Origin of the sequence: Prosthecobacter sp. (assembly GCF_049294395.1) — a bacterium.
Taxonomy (GTDB): Bacteria; Verrucomicrobiota; Verrucomicrobiia; order Verrucomicrobiales; family Verrucomicrobiaceae; genus Prosthecobacter.
The window spans coordinates 1-20,215 of record NZ_JBAQCR010000446.1; the positions used below are offsets into that span (position 1 = coordinate 1).

Annotated in this window: 23 protein-coding genes; 16 read left to right on the forward strand and 7 right to left on the reverse strand. The window is 59.5% G+C overall.

The features are described from left to right. The 9 genes from WAW39_RS30485 to WAW39_RS30525 form a co-directional block, all read left to right on the forward strand. A partial coding sequence (locus WAW39_RS30485; protein ID WP_422323594.1) for an arylsulfatase occupies positions 1–1,662 on the forward strand: 1,662 nt, incomplete at its 5' end. A gap of 50 nt (positions 1,663–1,712) precedes the next feature. Further along, positions 1,713–2,141: a hypothetical protein gene (locus tag WAW39_RS30490; RefSeq protein WP_422323596.1), complete on the forward strand. Its 429-nt coding sequence runs from the start codon at positions 1,713–1,715 to the stop codon at positions 2,139–2,141. A 99-nt stretch (positions 2,142–2,240) separates the two neighbouring features. Then, positions 2,241–2,894 carry a hypothetical protein gene (locus WAW39_RS30495; RefSeq protein ID WP_422323598.1) on the forward strand — a complete coding sequence of 218 codons (654 nt, stop codon included), beginning with the start codon at positions 2,241–2,243 and terminating at the stop codon, positions 2,892–2,894. 114 nt (positions 2,895–3,008) lie between these two features. After that, positions 3,009–3,374, forward strand: a complete 366-nt coding sequence (locus WAW39_RS30500) for a DUF883 family protein (RefSeq protein ID WP_422323600.1) — start codon at positions 3,009–3,011, stop codon at positions 3,372–3,374. 24 nt (positions 3,375–3,398) lie between these two features. Continuing rightward, a complete protein-coding gene (locus WAW39_RS30505; protein WP_422323602.1) occupies positions 3,399–3,800 on the forward strand; it encodes a phage holin family protein in 402 nt (133 codons plus the stop codon). Beyond that, complete coding sequence (locus WAW39_RS30510) at positions 3,773–4,174, forward strand: hypothetical protein (RefSeq protein ID WP_422323604.1); 402 nt, start codon at positions 3,773–3,775, stop codon at positions 4,172–4,174. Before WAW39_RS30505 ends, WAW39_RS30510 begins: the two co-directional genes overlap by 28 nt. A gap of 15 nt (positions 4,175–4,189) precedes the next feature. Continuing rightward, complete coding sequence (locus WAW39_RS30515; RefSeq protein WP_422323606.1) at positions 4,190–5,293, forward strand: type IV pilus twitching motility protein PilT; 1,104 nt, start codon at positions 4,190–4,192, stop codon at positions 5,291–5,293. Positions 5,294–5,331: 38 nt separating this feature from the next. Next, entirely contained in the window at positions 5,332–6,435 is a 1,104-nt protein-coding gene (locus WAW39_RS30520; protein WP_395731191.1) for a type IV pilus twitching motility protein PilT, read from the forward strand. Positions 6,436–6,512: 77 nt separating this feature from the next. Next, positions 6,513–7,901: a hypothetical protein gene (locus tag WAW39_RS30525; protein WP_422323608.1), complete on the forward strand. Its 1,389-nt coding sequence runs from the start codon at positions 6,513–6,515 to the stop codon at positions 7,899–7,901. Positions 7,902–7,907: 6 nt separating this feature from the next. Here the strand turns inward: WAW39_RS30525 and lnt are convergent, their stop codons facing one another. Continuing rightward, a complete protein-coding gene (gene lnt, locus WAW39_RS30530) occupies positions 7,908–9,614 on the reverse strand; it encodes an apolipoprotein N-acyltransferase (RefSeq protein ID WP_422323610.1) in 1,707 nt (568 codons plus the stop codon). Between the two features lie 141 nt (positions 9,615–9,755). On the opposite strand from lnt, the gene WAW39_RS30535 reads away from it, so the two are divergent. Together WAW39_RS30535 and WAW39_RS30540 are read left to right on the forward strand one after the other, a co-directional pair. Continuing rightward, positions 9,756–12,569, forward strand: coding sequence for a PVC-type heme-binding CxxCH protein (locus WAW39_RS30535; RefSeq protein ID WP_422323612.1), 2,814 nt, complete (start codon positions 9,756–9,758; stop codon positions 12,567–12,569). Between the two features lie 13 nt (positions 12,570–12,582). Then, complete coding sequence (locus WAW39_RS30540; RefSeq protein ID WP_422323614.1) at positions 12,583–13,530, forward strand: alpha/beta hydrolase; 948 nt, start codon at positions 12,583–12,585, stop codon at positions 13,528–13,530. A gap of 83 nt (positions 13,531–13,613) precedes the next feature. Here WAW39_RS30540 and WAW39_RS30545 read toward each other — a convergent pair whose 3' ends face one another. Further along, entirely contained in the window at positions 13,614–13,844 is a 231-nt protein-coding gene (locus WAW39_RS30545; protein WP_422323616.1) for an addiction module protein, read from the reverse strand. Between the two features lie 118 nt (positions 13,845–13,962). Between WAW39_RS30545 and WAW39_RS30550 the strand changes: the two genes are divergently transcribed. The 3 genes from WAW39_RS30550 to WAW39_RS30560 all read left to right on the forward strand — a co-directional run bounded on the left by WAW39_RS30550 (position 13,963) and on the right by WAW39_RS30560 (position 16,519). Further along, positions 13,963–15,390 (forward strand): DUF1501 domain-containing protein, encoded by a 1,428-nt coding sequence (locus WAW39_RS30550; RefSeq protein WP_422323618.1) that lies wholly within the window; start codon positions 13,963–13,965, stop codon positions 15,388–15,390. Positions 15,391–15,511: 121 nt separating this feature from the next. Then, positions 15,512–15,982 carry a redoxin domain-containing protein gene (locus tag WAW39_RS30555; protein ID WP_422323620.1) on the forward strand — a complete coding sequence of 157 codons (471 nt, stop codon included), beginning with the start codon at positions 15,512–15,514 and terminating at the stop codon, positions 15,980–15,982. Positions 15,983–16,099: 117 nt separating this feature from the next. Then, positions 16,100–16,519, forward strand: a complete 420-nt coding sequence (locus tag WAW39_RS30560; RefSeq protein WP_397381118.1) for a secondary thiamine-phosphate synthase enzyme YjbQ — start codon at positions 16,100–16,102, stop codon at positions 16,517–16,519. 24 nt (positions 16,520–16,543) lie between these two features. Here WAW39_RS30560 and WAW39_RS30565 read toward each other — a convergent pair whose 3' ends face one another. The 5 genes from WAW39_RS30565 to rpmJ form a co-directional block, all read right to left on the reverse strand. Beyond that, positions 16,544–16,849 (reverse strand): gamma-butyrobetaine hydroxylase-like domain-containing protein, encoded by a 306-nt coding sequence (locus WAW39_RS30565; RefSeq protein WP_422323623.1) that lies wholly within the window; start codon positions 16,847–16,849, stop codon positions 16,544–16,546. Between the two features lie 83 nt (positions 16,850–16,932). After that, positions 16,933–17,547, reverse strand: coding sequence for a 30S ribosomal protein S4 (gene rpsD / locus WAW39_RS30570; RefSeq protein WP_422323625.1), 615 nt, complete (start codon positions 17,545–17,547; stop codon positions 16,933–16,935). A gap of 27 nt (positions 17,548–17,574) precedes the next feature. Then, positions 17,575–18,144 (reverse strand): 30S ribosomal protein S11, encoded by a 570-nt coding sequence (gene rpsK / locus WAW39_RS30575; RefSeq protein WP_422323627.1) that lies wholly within the window; start codon positions 18,142–18,144, stop codon positions 17,575–17,577. Positions 18,145–18,176: 32 nt separating this feature from the next. Then, positions 18,177–18,551, reverse strand: a complete 375-nt coding sequence (rpsM, locus tag WAW39_RS30580) for a 30S ribosomal protein S13 (RefSeq protein ID WP_395731177.1) — start codon at positions 18,549–18,551, stop codon at positions 18,177–18,179. A 30-nt stretch (positions 18,552–18,581) separates the two neighbouring features. Next, positions 18,582–18,695, reverse strand: a complete 114-nt coding sequence (rpmJ, locus tag WAW39_RS30585; RefSeq protein ID WP_133796336.1) for a 50S ribosomal protein L36 — start codon at positions 18,693–18,695, stop codon at positions 18,582–18,584. A gap of 171 nt (positions 18,696–18,866) precedes the next feature. Between rpmJ and WAW39_RS30590 the strand changes: the two genes are divergently transcribed. Together WAW39_RS30590 and WAW39_RS30595 are read left to right on the forward strand one after the other, a co-directional pair. After that, positions 18,867–19,517, forward strand: a complete 651-nt coding sequence (locus tag WAW39_RS30590) for an SGNH/GDSL hydrolase family protein (protein WP_422323630.1) — start codon at positions 18,867–18,869, stop codon at positions 19,515–19,517. Positions 19,518–19,520: 3 nt separating this feature from the next. Then, on the forward strand, positions 19,521–20,215 hold a 695-nt coding region (locus WAW39_RS30595), incomplete at its 3' end, for a quinone-dependent dihydroorotate dehydrogenase (RefSeq protein ID WP_422323632.1).

The following is a 20,215-nucleotide window of genomic DNA, read 5'->3' on the forward strand; positions in this document are numbered from 1 at the left end:
CCATCACTCCAAGCTGCGCGGCCGAACATTGTTTTGATCATGTCGGATGACATGGGCTTCTCGGACCTCGGTTGCTACGGCGGAGAAATTCAAACGCCGAATCTCGACCGTCTCGCGAAGGGCGGCGTGCGGCTCAGCCAGTTCTACAATGCCGGGCGCTGCTGCCCCACCCGCGCCTCGTTGCTCACCGGGCTGTATCCGCATCAGGCGGGCATCGGACACATGATGGAAGATCGTGGGCACGACGGCTATCGCGGCGATCTGAACAACCGCTGCGTCACCATCGCCGAAGTGCTCAAACCAGCAGGCTACCGAACTTATGCCGTGGGCAAATGGCACGTCACCAAGCACGCGCAGCCAGAAGGCCCCAAGCACAACTGGCCGCTGCATCGCGGCTTTGACCGCTTCTATGGCACCATCACCGGCGCAGGCAGCTTCTATGATCCCGGTACACTCACACGCGATGACGCGATGATCTCGCCCTTCGCCGATGCGGAATACCAGCCGAAGCAGTACTACTACACCGATGCCATCAGCGACCACGCGGTTCGCTACATTGATGAGCATGCCACCGCGCAGAAGGACAAGCCTTTCTTCATGTACATGGCCTACACCGCCGCGCACTGGCCCATGCATGCGCTGCCGGAAGACGTGGCCAAGTACAAAGGCAAGTATGACGCCGGCTACGAATCCATGCGGCAGGCACGCCAGCTGCGCATGCAGCAGATGGGACTCATTGCCAAGAACGCGGAGCTCTCCCCAACCTTCGGCGACTGGACACAGGTCAAAAACAAGGAGTGGGAAACTCGCTGCATGGAAACTTATGCCGCGATGATCGACCGCATGGATCAGGGCATCGGCCGCGTGGTGGGCACGCTGGAGAAGAAGGGCCTGCTGCAAAACACGCTCATTCTTTTTCTCCAGGATAACGGCGGCTGCCAGGAAGGCATCGGTCGCCAGGCCAAGCCGCCTGCATTCAATGAGAAGACATTTCCCGTCATCGCGCAGGATGCGATTCGCCTCGATGTCATCCCCAAACAAACCCGCGATGGCCAGCCGGTGAAGCAGGGCCAGGGCATCATGCCGGGCGGACCGAACGACTACATCGCGTATGGCGAAGCCTGGGCCAACGTCTCCAACACACCGCACCGCGAGTACAAACACTTCGTGCATGAAGGCGGCATCTCCACACCGCTCATCGCCCACTGGCCCGCCGGGATTCCAGAGGCACAGCAAGGCAGGATAGAGGCGCAACCCGGGCATCTCATCGATCTCATGGCGACCTGCGCGGATGTCGCCGAAGCAACCTATCCAGCCGAATTCAACGGCCAAACCATCCGCCCCAAGGAAGGCATCAGTTTGATTCCCGTCTTCAAAGGCCAGAGTCTGGCAACGCGCTCCATCTTCTGGGAGCATGAAGGCAACCGCGCTCATCGCGCCGGTCCATGGAAGCTCGTGGCCAAGGAAAACAAGCCATGGGAACTCTACAACATCGACCAGGACCGTGCTGAGATGCATGACCTCGCCACGGCAGAACCCGAGCGCGTACAAGCCATGTCCGCAGCATGGGAAACTTGGGCGGCACGCGCGCAAGTGCTGCCCGTCGGCGCTTGGAAAAAGCCGGGCATTGTCAAAAATGCGAAGGGCAAACGGTCTAAATAAATGAGCAGGCCTCATTGATTTTGGAACGAAACATGCTCATGTCCTTACCTATGGACCTTTCCAAAATTGCTCTCGATGTTCCCACGCTGAAACTGAGTCTGGCAATCGTTGGAGGCCTGCTTCTCATCTCGATGGTGAGGATTGTGTTTCTGCTGCGCACCAACTCCCGCCTGCGCGAAAGCACCTCCAAAATGGAGCAGCAGGTGATCAACCAGCATCAGGCGCTCCTCTCGGTTCGTTCGGATTCCAATGCCTGGCGCGGAGAACTGCAGCGCATGTTTGATTCTTTCCGTGCGGAGTTCTCCAAACGTCTCGAAGAATCCGAACTGCGTTACAAGGAAGTCCAGCAGCGCTGTGAAACCGCCGTCAAGCCGACTGAAGTCTTTGCACCACCACCGCCGCCACCCGCCGTGCTGGCGAAGATTGTAGCGCCGGAAGAGAAACCCGTGCTGCCTGTTCCGGCGCTGAACATCTCCTGAACCACGCCATCTCAGAAAGGCTCGCGGAATTGAAATTCTGCGAAAGCCGAGCACCTCCCACAAAATTGATTTGAAACAACATTTGCCGCATACACAGGAATGAATAGTGAACTGTCTCAGGAGCTTCTGGCTTTGATCATCGCACTCAGCATCGTTACAGGCTTGTTTTTGCTTTCCTTGGTTCGCACCTTTCGGCTCCTCCGTGCCAACCACCGCATGGAAGTTGAAATCACCAGGATGGAAAAGCAGTCTGTGCTGCAGCAGTTGGAGGTCACCTCCGTCCACCATGACTCCATGTCCTGGAGAGCCAAAACCCAGCGGCAGTTTGATGCCCTGCGCAGTGAACTTTCACACCGGCTGCTGCAGGTGGATCAGGGTGGTGCCAATGCCCTGAAGGAAATGGATGCCGTGCATCAGCAGACGCTGGCGGTCGCACTTGCCAAGATCTCCGAACTTGAGGCCGCGCTGGCCGCCCAGCCAAAGCCGGCAGCCGCAGTACTTCCACCACCCTTCACCACCGCTCTTCCCAAGCCTCCCCCGCCTCCGCCTGCGGCATCCTTGCCTCCGTTGCCCGCCATGGACACGCTGCGCATCCAGTCGCTTGAGTCTGAGCTTGCTGCCGCCAAGGCGGAAATCGCCAATGCCAGACAGCAGAACTCTGCGCTGCAGCGTGCCTTGCTGCTCGCACGACGCAGAATGCCAGCCCCGGCCATGCGGAAAAGCCCCCCTCGGGGCGTGGTTCGCAGCGCCTGATCGAAGAAATCGACCAAATGTTTTTTCCTCTCGCCAAGCGTGAGAGACCGTCTTTATTCAGGGACGTAAAGCAGGCCCTTAGCCTTGCATGCCACCCCCAACACTTTTCGCACCATGACTGACAACCCCACCGTAGATTCCGTCTTTGGCAGCAGTCCTGCACATGACCCCTTTCAAGCCGCGAAAGCCAGCGCCTTGAAAGCCGCCGAGGAGCTCCGTGCCGCAGCTGCGCAGAAGGCGTCTGAATTCCGTGCCGCTGCGGAAACAAAGGCGCAGCAGTTCCGCGACACCGCCGAACAAAAGGCCACCGACATCAAGGAAAAGGCCGGAGAATTTGCCGACCACACTTTCAGTGAAGCGCGTGTGCGCTATGATGACCTGCGCGCCGAGGCAGAAAAATTCGCCCGTGAAAAGCCGCTGCAGGCCCTGCTCACCGCCTTTGGCATTGGGTTCGTCGTCGGGGCCATTCTGCGTCGCTGATTCTTACATCGCGCCCCCCTTTTCATGAACCCCGGCACGCCGCCCGCCCCCGAGGAACGCGCCAGCGCAACAGGACTGTTGCGCGCCGTCGCCTTGTACATTGAGGCACGCGGCCGCCTGCTGCACATTGAAGGCCAGGAGGCGGGCAGCCGCCTCACCAATCTCTCCGGCATGTTCATGCTGGCCTTTGCCGCCTTCGTCATCGGCTGGATGCTGGCCGCCCCCGCACTCGTCTGGATCATCGCAGACTCCAATGGCTGGCACTGGACGCGGGTGGCTCTTGCCGGTGCCGGCATTCATCTCTTCCTCGGCGTGCTGCTGCTCGCCGGACTGAAGTCCAGGCTGCGCGGCATGCAGCTCTTTGAGGAATCATTCAATCAATTCCGCCGGGATCGCGAATGGCTCTCCAGCAACAAGAACAACTAACTCCGAAGCAGCAGGCTTTGCGTGATCTGGAAGACGCCCGTGCGTCTCTGGCGCATCATGCCGCCCATGCGGTGGATGAATGGAGTCCGCGGGCACTGATCACCCGCAGCGTGGAAAAGCACCGTGCGCTGTGGATTGGAGCCGCCGCCGTCGCAGGTCTGGCGGTGCTGAAGGCCGTCTGGCCCTCACGGGGCACAGCCCGCCATACTGAAGGTTCCCTTAGTGGCGCTCAGAGAAGCGGTTTGTTTGCTCTGCTCCTCAGTCCTTTGCTTGGTCTTGCACGTAAATCCTTGATGAATTACGGCACTCAGTTGTTTGAAACTTACCTGCGCCAGAAAATATCTCCGAACGTCCCGGATTCCGAAGCAGTCTAGCGTCATCACCCTTTCATGTCCGATCCCAACCAACCCCCACAAGATCTTCTTCCTGTTTTAGGCTCCGTGGACGACTACCTGCGTTTTTGCATGGAGTATGATGCGTCTGACTTGCATCTCGCCACCGGCGCACAACCTGTCTGGCGCCGCTATGGCAATCTGCAGCCCATCTGGGACAATGCGGCAATTCTCACCCCGGAAGATGCCCGCCGCCTCGCCTACGGCTTTCTGGGAGAGGCCCACGTCAAACAGCTCGAATCTCGTGGTGATGTTGATTTCGCCTACTCGCCTCCGTTCGGTCGTTTCCGTTCCTCCGTCGTCCAGCAGCGTCTGGGCATTGACATGGTGTTCCGTGTCATCAAGACCAGCATCAAGTCCGTCGAAGATCTCGGCCTGCCCGCCACGGCCAAGACGCTCACCCGTTTCCACAACGGCCTGATCCTCGTCACCGGTCCTGTCGGCTGCGGCAAGTCCACCACGCTGGCCGCGCTGGTTGATTCCATCAACGAAGAGCGGCAGGATCACATCATCACCCTGGAAGACCCGATCGAATACATCATCGAGCCCAAGGGCTGCCACGTGAACCAGCGCGAAGTTCACACCCACACCGCCTCCTTTGCCGCCGCTCTCCGCGGTGCCCTGCGTGAAGACCCGGACGTGATCATGGTGGGTGAAATGCGCGACCTTGAAACCATCTCCCTGGCCATCACCGCAGCAGAAACGGGCCATCTTGTGCTCGGCACCCTGCACACCGGCAGCGCCGCCCGCACCCTGGACCGTGTTCTCGATGTGTTCCCCATCGATCAGCGTGATCAGATCCGCATCATGGTGTCTGAATCCCTGCGCGGCATTCTCTCCCAGCAGCTCGTTCCCAAGATCGACGGCACCGGCCGCGTCATGGCGCTCGAAGTGCTCGTCAACACCCCCGCCGTCGGCAACTGTATCCGTGAAGGCAAGACCTACATGCTCGCGGGTGTCATGCAGACCGGCAAAGGCGTCGGCATGATCACCATGGATGATTCCTTGCGCAATCTGTACTCCTCCGGGCAGATCAGCCGCGAAGAATGCGAGTTCCGCGCCGAGGACAAGATCATGATGAAGAAATTCTTCGAATCCTGAGGCCCTCTGCCACGCCAACCGACCACTGCGAACGTCTCATGCCAATCATTGATCAATATTTCCAGAAGCTCATCGAACTGGGCGGATCCGACCTTCACCTCAGCCAGAAGCAGCCGCCCAAGGTGCGCGTGCACGGCAGCATCAAGCCCATCTCCGACCAGATCCTGGACGAGCGCCTCATGGAGACCATGATGCGCGAAATCTGCGAGCCACGCGCCTGGGACCGCTACAAGGAAAAGGGAGACCTCGACTTCGCCTACGAGATGGATGCGGACAACCGCTTCCGCTGCAACTACCTGCGCCAGCAGCACGGCTACGGCGCGGTGTTCCGTATCATTCCCACCAAGATCGCCAGTCTGGAGCAGCTCGGCATCCCGCCTGTGGTCAAGGAGTTCGGCCACATGCGCAGCGGCTTGGTCCTCGTCACCGGCCCCACCGGTTCGGGCAAATCCACCACGCTGGCCGCCCTGCTGGATTACATCAACACCAACTTCCGCCGCCACATCATCACGATCGAAGAACCGATCGAGTTCGTGCACCGCAACAAGAAGAGCATCATCACCCAGCGTGAAGTGCCCATCCAGACCCCGTCGTTCGCCGACGGCCTGCGCGCCGCTCTGCGTGAAGATGCGGACATCGTGCTTGTGGGCGAAATGCGCGACCTTGAAACCATCTCGCTGGCCCTTACGGCAGCGGAGACCGGCCTGCTCGTCTTTGGCACCCTGCACACCAACAACGCCCGCAAAACCGTTGACCGTATCATTGACGTCTTCCCCTCCGATCAGCAGAGCCAGGTGCGCACCATGCTCGCCGCTTCGCTCAAAGGCGTGGTCGCCCAGCTCCTCATGAAGAAGTCGGATGGCAAGGGCCGTGCCGCCGTGAATGAAATCATGGTGTCCAATCCCGCCGTCGGCGCCATCATTCGTGAAGGTGCCACCCAGAAGCTCTACGACGTCATCATCGGCGGCAAATCCCAGGGCATGCAGTTCATGGACGAAGCCATCTGGCAGAAGCTCCGTGACGGCTACGTCACCCCGATGGAAGCCTACATGAAGGCCATCGACAAAAACCGCTTCAAAGCCTTCCTTCCTCCCGAGGATGCCGGCCTTGCCGTCGCCAGCGGTGGCGATGCCAACAAATAGTCAGCAGCAGACTGGTAGTGAAGCAGTTGAGTCTTGCCGCAGCTTCTGCGGTGAATTAACATCGTTTTAATTCAAGGATGAGCACGGCTTCCGAGGACCATTCGTCAGAACAGCCGCAACGCACCAGTCATGAGCCTGGCCCGTTGGCAATCCTTGCGGCCACGGCTCTTGGTGGAGTCATTGCCGCACGCATGGGCAAAGCTCCCCTTCTATTCGCTGCGGGTGCTGCGGCCATGGCGATGCTGAAGCAGAAAAAGACCGCCGCTCCGCCGCCACCGGCCACGCCAAAGAGCCTGCCGCCCCCTGCTCCACTCGCGCCCGAAATCCCCGTGGACAGCCAGGTCGAACAGTGGCTTTCCCGCCAGATCATTCGCGAAGAGCAGGCCCCTGTCATTGATTTCTCCGCAGCCGAGATCACGCCAGAAGAGCCCGAAGAAGATTACCAGCCGGAATCCTTCCTTCTGGATGAATTTGAGGGATTCCCCAGTTCATCACCACCGGACAACGATTCCTTTGCCGACCTCACTGAACCCGCGCAGCCGATTCCAGCACCTGCTCCCGAGATCGAGGAAGCGGTAGAAGCAGAACAAGAGCCGGAAGCCCCTCCTCCGCCTCCGCTATTTTTTCAGGAGGCACCGACCTTGCAACTACTGCAGCAGACGCCGCCTCCACCCGTGCCTGCGGAAGTTCTGCTGCATACACCGCCCCCTCCCTCGCTTCCCCTTGCAGCAGATGGCGCATGGACTCTCGGTCTAGATCCCTTGCCGAGCCTGAACGAATCCGCGCCCTACGTCCCACCCGTCGGCGACATGTTCTTCAGCACACCCGTGCTGCAAGAAGCCCCCAAGAGCAGCCTGGAGCCTGCGCGCTCCCACATGTTTTCCAGCGCCCCTGTACAGCATGAAGAGCCCGGGCCACCGCTCTTCTTTTCCACTGCGGTGTTCCAAGGAGCGGCATTTCCAGATGAAATCCAGCTAGCGCCTCCATTCACACCCGTGCCCCCCATGCCATCACCGGCCCCGTCCGTTGCGGCCCATGTGTGGGAACCAGCACCCTTTTTTGAACCTCTGCCCACAGCAGCAGTAGCAGCAGCGCCAGAGATCCCGGTAGAGCTGGCGGCCCCTGGCGAAGCATCCTTCGATCCCCCGCTCGCCGCAGCACCTCACAATCCCTGGCAGCCAGAACCGGACGTCTTTGCAACGACGCCCGCAGTTCCCTTTCAGCCTCAAACGGCAGGCACCGTGGTCGAAGCCGAGATCATCCTGCGCCCGCGTGCGCCGATGCAAAACTCCGTCACCGCGAAATCCAAATTTGCCCCTCAGAACTTCGCCAAGCCATTCTCCAACGAAGACAGCGCCGCCCCTCCCGCCGAGAACGCCAACGACGCCCACTTTCCGGGACCGCTGCAATCTCAGCATGATCCCAAGCCACGGCCCACCTGGCGCTCCTGGTGGCGGGGTGACTGAGTCCGCTCAAGGAAGCGCGTTCGTTTTCCGGATCAATCCGCAGTAGATCCATACGGCCACGCAGAGGCCCAGCAGCGTCAGCGCAAACCAGTCTCCGTAACGTGCATAGAGCGTCAGGTGCCCCGCACGCGGCACCTTGACCTCGCCGGGAAGCGTTCCTTCGATGAAGGTTGAACCCGTCTCAGGATCTTTCAGCCTGGAGGTGATGCGGCCACAGGTGTCGATGAAGCAGCTCACGCCCGTATTCGTGGCACGCACCATGGGGCGGCGCAGCTCAATGGCACGGAAGAGCGCATTGGTCAGATGCACCTCGGGTTCTTCACTTTGGAGGAACCAGCCATCGTTGGTGATGTTCACGATCATCTGCGGCGCCTCGCGCACAAACTTGCGCGCCAGACTGCCCACGGTGTCTTCAAAGCAGATGAGCGGGATGATCTGCACCTGCGGCTGCTCCAGCAGCATCGGCTCGGTTTTGGCTCCCGGCGTAAAAGCTCCTTCAAACATGCTGCTCAAAAAGGAAAAAGGCGGGATGCTTTTCAGCGGCAGGTATTCTCCAAAGGGAACGAGATGCACCTTGTGGTAGTCCTGCCGATGCTCGGCGCTGCCACGAAACAGCACGGCAGACACATGCCCGATCTCAGCGCTTTTATAGAGATCCGTGCCAAAGAAGAGGCTGAAGTCTCCGGCCTGCAGCATGTCATTGAAGTAATTTCGATGAAAGTCCTGCGGGAGATAGTGATACCGGTCCTCCAGATTGACCGGCAGCGCGCTCTCCGGCCAGATGATGAGATCCGTGGAGGTCTTGCCCTCCTTCGCCGTGCCATACATGCGGGTGAACTGATCGAGGTGCTGATACGTTTGCTCCGCCAGCCTGCCCGTCGCGGCATCCACCAGCGACACGTTGGGCTGCACCAGAACGGTGCGCACGGTGATGGCGTCCTGCTCTTTGGCGGTCAGCTTCAGCATTCCATAACCCGCCGTGCTGAGCATGAGGATCAAAGCCATGGTGAAGTCGAGCCGCGTTTTACACGTGCCCTCTCCGCGGTAAGCGATGATGAGCCGCGTCATCGTGTTCCACGCCGTGCAGGCCACAAACACCGGCAAAAATGACAGGCCAAAAACGCCCACCAAATCCGCTGCCTGAATGAGAGGCAGCATGCCTTGCATTCCCACTCCGAGACCGTTCCAACCAAAGCCGGTGAAGACCGTCGTGCTGCGCAGCCATTCACATGCCACCCATGCCGAAGCAGCGAGAAAGGAACACGCCAGGGAATGCAGCGTGCTCGGCCACCACGCATCCTTGGTCAGCGTGGTCACATGGGGCCGTGCAAAGCGATGCGTGAACCAGGCCCACAGACCAAAGTAAACCGCGCAGTATCCAGACAGGCCGACCAGCGCGCCGAATCCTGCGAGCTCCGGCAGCAGCCCCGACCAGGAGTCGTCAATCGCATTGCCAAGCCTCACGCGCGCCGAATGATGCACCCACTTCAGATTGATCAGAAAGAAGGCCAGTCCGGCCAGATAGCCGCGCCAAAACGGACGCACTTTGACACCCTCTGCATGCTTCCATGGCCACAAGACGGCCAGCAAAGGCAGGAGCCAGAGCCAGACTGCGAGATTGGAATTCCAGCCTGGAAAGGCAAAGGTCAGAATGATCCCGCTGAGCAGCGGGGCAATGAGCATGAACAGGCGCAGTCGTTTGGTATCAGTCACGGGCCGGGATCATGCCGCCGCCAGACGAAAAGCCAAACGTACATTCCGTCATTTTCACCGTGTCCGATTCCTCCCAAAAGTTGTCCGCACATCAGGCTGGCCAGAAAGCGTTATTTCGAGTGAGATTTCACATCACCAACCATGAAAGCAATCCTGCTCATCCTCTTCACCGCCGTTTTAGCCCATGCCGCGCCCACCGGCCCCATCCGCGTGCTGTATCTGGATGCCGAAGGCAAGGCGCAAACCGCCGTCGGCCCGCTGCATGAGGCCATGCGTGATCTGGGCCGCGATGCCATCTGGTTTGACTATGCCAAGGAGGAACTGCCCGCCGGGGACTACGACCTCATCCTCAAACCCGGCAGCGATTTGAGCCGTGACGCGATCCTGTCCAAACTCAGCGCCGAGCGCAAAGCCAGCTACGAAGCCTTCCTCAAGCAGCGCGATCCCGAAGAGCGCAAGAAGCACCCGCAGGTGGCCAATTACGAGAAGCGCCCGGAGCCGCTCACGCTGCAGCTGCCCATGAGCGTGAAAGCCAGCATGGAGCGCACGCAGGTGCCGGCCGATTGCGAATTGAAACTCTTCGCCAGCGAACCGGACATCGCCAAGCCCATCGCTTTCGCCTGGGATGCACGCGGTCGCTGTTGGGTGGTGGAGACACGCGACTACCCCCATGGCGTGACCGACAGCGGCGAAGGCCAGGACAGCATCAAGATCTGCGAAGACACCGACGGCGATGGCAAAGCCGACAAGTTCACCGTCTTCGCCGACAAGCTCAACCTTCCCACCGGCATCGTGTTTGCCCGCAAAGGCATCATCGTGGCCGCGCCGCCGAAGTTCATCTACCTCGAAGACACTAACGGCGACGACAAAGCCGATGTGCGTGAAACCGTGATCGACTGCTGGGGCATCCGCGACACGCACGCTCAGGCCAGCAATCTGCACTACGGCTTCGACAACTGGCTCTACGGCTGCGTGGGCTACAGCGGCATTGAAGGTTACGTCGGCGGCAAGAAGCACCAGTTCTCCATGGGAACCTATCGCTTCAAGGCAGACGGCAGCGCCATCGAGTTCCTCCATCAGTTCACCAACAACGCATGGGCGCACAGCACCAATGACGCGGGCGATCAGTTCGGTGGCACCGCGAACGGCGCACCCATCTTCTTTGGCGGCATTCCTGGAACCGTTTATCCAGAGGGCTCACGCGGCATGACGGCGAAGAAGATCAACGTGGTCGAGGCCTGCCACACCATCACGCCGAACTTCCGTCAGGTGGATGTCTTTGGCGGCTACACCTCCGCAGCAGGCAGCAACTTCATCTACAGCGGCAATCTGCCGAAGCGTTTCCAAGGCAAGGCCATGGTCTGCGAGCCGACCATGAAGGTCGTCTCCCTCTTCGATGTTCAGCCCGATGGCGCAGGCTGGAAGGCGCTCGACTTCATGAACATCTACGCCAGCAGCGATGAATGGAACTCCCCCGTCCACGCCGAAGTCGGTCCCGATGGCGCGGTGTGGGTGGCCGATTTCCAAAACTTCATCATCCAGCACAATCCCACGCCGAGCATGGAACGCGGCGGCTTCGTGGCCACCACTGGCAAAGGCGGTGCGCATGAGAATGATCTGCGCGACCACAGCCGCGGGCGGATTTACAGGATTGTGAAAAAGGGCTACCACCGGTCTGGGGCAATTCCGCAACCTCCGCCGACACCAACGGATGTTCTTAATAACTTGGAAGCAGCCTCCCTCTACAGCCGCTTGAATGCACAGAGACAATTGATCGAGGAGAAGGTCACTTTATCGGATGGGTTGCATGCCAAGTTGGCGCCGATGGAGGGGGTCCAAGCGATCCATGCCTTATGGACACTTCAAGGTCTTGGCATCCTCGACGCCAAAACCCACCAAACCACGCTCATCTCCAAAGACGCCAAACTCCGCCGCAATGCGATTCGCGCTCTTGGCAACGACAAAGCAGCGCAGGACTTGTTCTTCGGCTCCGGCGTCATTAGCGATCCCGATTTGCACACGCGCCTTGCCGCTTTCGTGAAGCTCGCTGACTTCCCCACCACGCCAGAGATTCAAACGCTGGTGAAAAAGCTCGCCATTGATCCGGTCGTGAAGAATGACGAATGGCTGGCCGAAGCCGCGAAGATGCTGGGCAAGATACACAAGGCCCTGAACTACAAGGAAGGCCCCAATCTCCTGCCGAATCCTGGGTTTGAAGAAGTGGTGGCAGGTGCCAAAACACCGAGCGGCTGGACGCTGCGCAACTACGGCACGAAGCCCGGCAATGCCGGGGCCGAATGGAGCATCGTCACCGATGAGAAGATGATCCACAGCGGCAAGCAGGCCTTCCGCGTCATCACCCGCGATGATGCCGACACCAGTTTCTTCGCCGACGTGCCGCTGAAGCCGAACACGGAATACAAGCTCAGTGCCTGGATCAAGACCCACGGTTTCCGGGGCAAAGCCAGCCTCAACGATCACCTCGGCCGCGCTGAAACGACCAAGCTCACCCGCACGCAGGACTGGACCGAAGTGGACGTGACCTTCAACAGCAAGACCCGCGACAAGGCGAGCATCAACCTGCTGCACGTGGGCAAAGGCGACACCTACTTTGACGATGTGCGCCTGGTGGAATTGATTCCCGAAATTGAAGACGATGAATCCAAACTCGCAGGTGATGTGAAGCGCGGTGAAAAAATCTTCTGGGAGCACCCCGTGGCCGCCTGCAAAAACTGCCACATGCTCAAAGGCCAGGGCAGCGCCGTCGGCCCTGCGCTGGACGGCATCGCCACGCGCAAGGACGCCGCCTACATTCTGGAAAGCCTCACCAATCCGAACGCCAAACTTGCCGAAGGCTACACCGCCACACCTATTTCTCCGATGCCCCCGATGAACCTCATCTTAAAGCCTCAGGAGTTCGCCGATGTGAAGGCGTTCATCATGAGCCTGAAGTGAAGAAACACCTGCCATGAACATCATTGCGCGCGCGCTACTGCTGATCCTGACCACCTGCCCTGCGTTGTCGCAGTCGGTCGAAAGCGAGCCACGCAAGTCCAGGGGACCAATCGTGCTGAAGGAAGATGACCGCCCCGCCTTTCCCCCGCCACCCGAAGGCTGGGACAAACGGCGTGAAGGCATCCCTCACGGCAAACTGACGATGATCGAGTACGACTCCAAGACCGTGGGTACGCGGCGGCGGATGAATGTGTACACACCTCCCGGTTACACGCCGGAGAAAAAACTGCCGGTGCTGTACTTGCTGCACGGCATCGGCGGCGATGAAACAGAGTGGGAGCGCTTTGCCCACCCGGACGTGCTGCTGGACAATCTCCTCGCCGATGGGAAAGCGGTGCCGATGATCGTGGTCATGCCAAATGGCCGAGCGCAGAAAAACGACCGGCCCACAGGCGATGTCTTCAAGCATGCGCCGGCCTTTGCGGTTTTTGAGCACGACCTGCTGGACGATGTGATCCCGACCATTGAAGCGCGTTATGCCGTGCAGGCGGACCGCGAGCACCGTGCGCTGGCCGGACTCTCCATGGGCGGCGGGCAGGCGCTGAATTTCGGGCTGGGTCACCCCTTGCTCTTTGCATGGGTCGGCGGCTTCTCTTCCGCACCCAACACCCGCAAACCCGCCGAACTGCTGCCGAACGCGAATGCGGCCAAACACCTCCGCCTGCTCTGGCTTTCCTGCGGCAGCAAAGACGGACTCTTCTCCATCAGCCAAGACTTCCATGCCTGGCTGAAGGCTCAGGATGGACCGCATGTTTGGCACGTCACGGACCACGAACACGACGCCCCGGAGTGGAAGCAGGCGTTGTATCATTTCCTGCAGCAGCTCACTTTCAGTGGGGTCGTGCCGACAGGTGGCGAGATCTCTTCGCAAAAGGGTGGAGCGTCAAAGATCGGCAAATGATGCGCGGAAAGTTTCCGGGTACCGGGCACAGTAATGTTCGGTAATTCTGAAAAGCCACGGCTGAAAGAGATCCAAATACCACTTCATGCCACAAATATTCTTGCAGCCGCAAAAACCTCATCATGGCTCAATCCTCGTTCGCGGCCCGCTTTAAACGCCTCAAAGCGTTTCTCGACCTCCGCTGCAATTGTGGTGTCATTTTCCCACTGCGCTGGCAAATCCGCGTCAACGGTCTCCCAGATGATTTCGGCCAGAAAACGTCGTTCCTCGGATGACAGACGAACGGCTTGGGCAAAGAGTTCCTGAGTGGCCATGATTCCAGATGATACCGGATTGTTTTGGGACTGCCAAGACTGGATTTTGGTCTGTTCAAAAGCCGTTCCCCTCCCAGTGAAAGTTCAGATCCCATTCGCAGCGTATTAGTGCCATCCCATGTCCTTCTCGTCCTCAGCCTCCCCCCACCGCTGCTCCGGCCCGCTGTCACGGCGGAGCTTTCTCAGCATGGGCACGCTCGGGCTCACGGGCTGGTCACTGAGCGACACCTTGCGCGCTGAAACAATTGCCAAGGCGGCGGGCAAACGACTCAAGGACAAGTCGGTCATCTTTGTCTGGCTGCCGGGCGGGATGTCGCAGCTGGAAAGCTATGACATGAAGCCGAACGCGCCGGTGGAATATCGCGGCGTGCTCAATCCGATCCGCACCAAGGTGCCCGGCACACACATCTGCGAACTGTTTCCCAAACAGGCCAAGATCGCTGACAAGTTCAACATCATCCGCAGCGTGCACCACGAGTTCTCGGACCATGGCGGCGGGCACAAGCGCTTCATGACCGGGCGCAATCCCGCGTTGCCGGTGGGCTTCGTCAATGATGCGCCTTCGGTGCAGTCCATCATCACCCGCAAGCTGCAGCGCGCCGGGCAGGCCATGCCGACCTGTGTGGCAGGTGTGGATCGTGGTCGCAGCGGCATTGATGTGTTTTCGATGGGCGCAGCCTATCTCGGGCCTTCCGCCTCCCCCTTCATGGTGGTGGGAGATCCCAGCGCCAAAGATTTCAAGGTCGAGAACATCGGCCTGACGCCTGACATGGCAACACGCATGGACGACCGCATGCATCTGCTCAAGGGCATGGACAATCTCAAGCGCGAGATGGATCGCAGCGGCCTCATGGACGCCATGGACAGCTTCAGCCAGAAGGCGTTTGGCATGCTCACCACGCCCTCGGTGCGTGATGCCTTTGACCTGACGCAGGAGTCTGCCCAAACACGCGAGCGCTACGGCTACAGCACCTACGGCCAGCGCGGACTCATGGCGCGTCGTCTCGTGGAAGCAGGCTGCCGTTTTGTGACCATGGTCTGGGAGAATCCCTTCTCCACCACCATCCCGAAGAACTGCACCTACAACTGGGACAGCCACGCGGTGAACTGCGACATGTATGCCGACGCCCGCTGGCGCATGCCGGTGTATGATCAGGCGGCATCTGCATTGATCGAGGACATCCACCAACGCGGACTCGACAAAGACGTGCTCGTCATCATCACCGGTGAGTTTGGCCGCACGCCCAAGATCAACACTCAGATCGGCACCCAGACCGGCGTGAGCCAGCCCGGGCGCGACCATTGGCCGAATGCGATGTCCTTCATCGTCAGCGGCGGCGGCATGCAAACCGGCCAGGTCATCGGCGCGACGAATCCACGGGCAGAATTCCCCATTGAGCGTCCGCTCAGCCCGAATGACCTCTGGGCCACGGTGTACCAACATCTCGGCATCGACCCGGAAGACAGTTTTGACGACTTCCAGGGCCGCCCGATGCCCATCCTTCCCTTTGGCGATCCGATCAAAGAGCTGCTGCCGCTGGCGTAAATACGGCAGGGCATCCAAAGCGGAGAGCAGCAACGTTAGTTTGACCTGAAGGCCAGTCTGGCCTTGATAACCGGACTCCTGGCCACCCGGCCTGAACGCAACCCACACCCACACAACCTCTATGGCACTCTCCGTCGGCTCCAAAGCCCCTGGCTTCACCCTCAAATCGAAATCCGCCACCGGCCTTAGCGATGTCTCGCTCCCATCTGGCAAGAACACCGTCCTGCTTTTCTTCCCCCTCGCTTTCACGGGCGTCTGCACCCAGGAACTCTGCGACATCACCGCAGGCCTCAGCTCCTACAGCGACCTGAACGCCGAAGTCATCGGCATCAGCGTGGACAGCCCCTTTGCACAGGAAGCCTGGGCTCAGAAGGAAAAGATCGGCATCACGCTGGTCAGCGACCTGAACAAAGAAACCACCAAGGCCTACGACGTGCTCTTCCCAGGCCTCGCCGGCATCGGCGACACCTCCGCCCGTGCAGCTTTCGTCATCGACAAGAGCGGCGTCATTCAATACGCCGAACAGACCGCAACGCCGAAAGACCTTCCTGACTTCGCCGCGGTGAAGGCCAAGCTCGCTGAGCTGTCGTAATCGACTTGCTGCAGTCAACAATCTGATGCCATGTGATGAAGATCACATGGCATTTTTGTTGCTGACCAAACGGGCAGAACGTGGCTTCTTCGCCTTCGTTTTCCCACCTCTCCACACATGGCCGCTCACGCTGATCAATTCTCAATCCCCACCCGGGGCAAGGGCACCTATGAAATCACCGAGCGCTGTCAGGAGATCGTGCGCGTCAGTGGCATCCGCACAGGCACGGTCACTGTCTTTGTGCAGCACACGAGCGCGAGCTTGGTGATCTACGAGAATGCTGATCCATCCGCACGCACCGACCTGCACAGCTTCTTTGACCACCTCGTGCCGGAGGACACACCTTATTTCGTACATACCTACGAAGGGCCGGATGACATGCCGAGCCATCTGCGCATGGCGCTGACCCGCACCTCCGAAGTCATTCCCGTCGTGAACGGCCGCCTCGCCCTTGGGACATGGCAGGGCATTTTTCTCTTCGAGCACCGCCGGGCCCCGCACACGCGAAGCATCGTGGTCAGTGTCGTGGGGGAATGAATGCGGTATCGCACTTTGCCACTCTTACGCGGCATCCACGGCGTCCAACGCACGGAGATAATCAAACGAGTAAAGCCCGGTGTTGTGCCCGTCGCTGAACTCAAACTGGATCGCGTAGCCGCCGACCATCCGCCAGTCCTTCACCGTGACGCCGGGAAAGTGCTTTTGATTGGTGCCACCGATCTTTTTTCCCAGCAGATCACGTTCGCCTGTGTTCTCGGCGCTGGGTGAGGCGGCGCGCAGTTTTTCCATGGAGATGAACTGCTCCGTGCCATCGCTCCAAACGAGGGCAACTTCGGTTCCAATGAGTTCCAGGCGGGTCGGTTTCATGAGGGAAAGGGCTACGAGGGTGGCAAAGCAAAAGGGACGCCCGAAAGCGTCCCTCTTGAAGAATGATGGCTAATCCAGAGGGATTAACGGGAGTAGAGTTCGACGACGAGCTGCTCGTTGGCGATCGGGTTGATCTCTTCACGCACTGGGACGCGATTGACAACACCGCTCATCTTGTCGCGATCGACAGTCATCCAGTCGGAAGCAGGAGTGCCCTGGGTCATTTCAAGGAAACGACCGATGAGCTGCTGGCTGCGCTGGCTGCTGGCGCGGGCGGCGACGACGTCACCGGGCTTGACCTGATAGCTGGCGATGTTCACCACTTTGCCGTTCACCGTGATGTGACGATGGCTGACGAGCTGACGGGAAGCGAAACGGGTGTTGGCGAAGCCCATGCGATACACGACGTTGTCGAGGCGCAGTTCGAGCATCTGAAGCAGGTTTTCACCGGTCACACCCTTGCGGCGCTGAGCTTCAGCGAAGAAGCGGCGGAACTGCTTTTCCATGAGGCCGTACTGATAGCGCAGCTTCTGCTTTTCAGCGAGGGCGGTGCCGTACTCAGAGGTCTTGCGGCGGGTGTTGCGGGCGCCGTGCTGTCCTGGTGGGAAATTACGGGTTTCGAGAGATTTGGAAGGGCCGAAAAGCGCAATGCCGAAACGGCGATTGATTTTTTCGCGAGGACCTGTGTAGCGTGCCATAGTGGGTAAGAGAAAAGAGCTGAAAAATTAGACGCGACGGGCTTTTGGCGGACGGCAGCCGTTGTGCGGGATGGGAGTGACGTCCTTGATGGTGGTCACTTCGACACCGAGGGCCTGAACGGCACGCACAGCGGACTCACGGCCGGAGCCAGGACCACGAAGGCGAACTTCAGCTTCACGCAGACCATGACCCATTGCCTGACGGCAGGCATCCTGAGCAACCACCTGAGCGGCGTATGCAGTGCCTTTACGGGAACCACGGAAGCCCATCTTGCCAGCGGTGGACCAGCCGATCACACCACCTGCGCGGTCGGTGATCGTAACGATGGTGTTGTTGAAGGTGGCGTAAACGTGGACAAGACCTGAGGAGACGTTCTTGGAACCCTTGGCCTTGACGACCTTCTGTTCGGCGGCTTCACCACCGATTTCGAGCCAGACGCTCTGGGAAACCTGCTTGTCGCCACTGCCGGAGGGGCGTTGGTCTGCACCAGGAGCAGCAGGTGCTGCGCCAGGGGCGGGTGCCGCTACCGGAGCGGGGGCTGCTGCCGGAGCTGGTGCTGCGGCGGCGGGTGCGGTGGGGGTCGTTTCTTCAGCCATGATATGGAACGGGGACGTTGCTAAAATTCAGATTACTTCGCCTTCTGGGCACCCACGGTCTTACGTGGACCCTTGCGAGTGCGGGCGTTGGTGTGTGTACGCTGGCCGCGCACTGGCAGACCACGACGATGACGATGTGCACGGTAGCAGTTGATACCAAGGATGCGCTTCATGTGCATCTGAAGCTCACGACGAAGGTCGCCTTCGATCGGAATCTTCATCCCCTGAACGGTCTGGGTGATCGCAGCGATCTGTTCGTCGCTCAGTTCACCTGCCCGAATGTTCGGGTCGATATTGGTGGCGGCAAGAATCTTGCGGCTGACGGAAAGCCCAATGCCGTAAATATACGGAAGTGAGTATTCGATTTTCTTTTCGTTCGGGATTTCGACTCCAAGCAGGCGGGCCATAATTCAGTGTATTGGGATTTAAAGAAAGGATTAACCCTGACGCTGTTTATGGCGTGGATTTTTGCAGACAACACGGACAACACCTTTGCGGCGGATAACACGGCAAAGTTCGCAGAGAGGTTTAACGGAGGTACGGACGCGCATACAGGAGTAGTGAAAGAAGGTGAGTCTGGGGGAACTCAAAACCCTGCTTTTGGAGCAGGGGGCAGGATGTCTAACACAGACAAAAAGAGGCGCAAGCTGGAATTTGATGAGTTATTCACATTTGTGGAGAGCAGTTGCCCCCGCCTCGATGAAAGGCATCATGCACGCCTGATGAAAAACGTTCTCTGTTTTGGCGATTCTAACACCTGGGGCTTCAAGCCCGAAAGCATCTTACTCCCCTGCCCTGAACGCCACCCGCATGACGTGCGCTGGACTGGAATTCTGGCCCACGAACTGGGTACCAGCTTTCGGGTGATCGAAGAAGGGCAAAATGGTCGCACCACCGTGCACGACGACCCCTTTGCGCTGGCACGCAATGGCAAGACGGTGCTGCCTGCCATCCTGGAATCCCACAAGCCGCTGGATCTGGTGGTGCTGATGCTCGGCTCGAATGACCTCAAAGCCGTTTATGGCGTTTCCCCCGGAGAAATCGCCACCGGTGTCAAAATGCTGGCGCAGATGATCCTGGGCAGCGATGCCGGCATCGGCAACAAAGCACCCAAACTCCTGCTGCTCTGCCCGCCAGCCATCGGCGATCAACTGCACCTGCCAGACGTCGCCGCCAAGTTCCCCAACGGTCAAAAAGACAGCCGCAGGCTGCCCAAGTATTATGAAGCCGTTGCCAGTTCACTCGGTTGCGGCTTCCTCAATACGCAAACACTGATCGAGCCCGGCAGCGACGGCATCCATTTAGATGCGGCTGCGCATGGACGGCTCGGCAAAGCCGTGGCAGCACTCGTGAAATCCATCCTCCCCGCCTGACGCATGACCTTGATCGAATCTTTTTACCCCGTGCTGAAACCGTGGCTCTTCCGCCTCGATGCCGAACGTGCCCACACACTCACGGTAAAGATGATGATCATCGCGCATCGCCTCGGCATGCTCAGGTCAGTGGTCAGCGGCCCCCAGCAATCGCGCAGCATGATGGGGCTCACCTTTCCCAATGCTCTCGGACTCGCAGCCGGCATGGACAAGTCCGCCAGCGCGGTGGAGGCCTGGGGAGCGCTTGGGCTTGGCGCCGTGGAAGTCGGCACGCTCACGCCGCGCCCGCAGCCGGGGAATCCAAAGCCGCGCCTCTTCCGCCTGCCCGAGCATGAAGCACTCATAAACCGCATGGGCTTCAACAACCCCGGCATTCAGTCCGCCGTGGCAAAGCTCAAGCATCGGCGCACCAAAGCCGTCGTCGGTGTGAACATCGGTAAGAACTTCGACACGCCGAATGAAGATGCGGTGAAGGATTATCTCATCTGCCAGAAGGCCGCGTATCCCGTCGCTGATTACATCGCGGTGAACATCTCCTCTCCGAATACCAAGGGCCTGCGCGATCTTCAAGCCGAGGGGGCGGTGCGTGAACTGATCTCTGCTTTGAAGAAAGAACAGGCCGTCTTGAAGCAGGAGCACGGCAAACAGGTGCCGTTTCTCGTCAAGATCGCCCCCGATCTCAATGAGATGCAGATCGA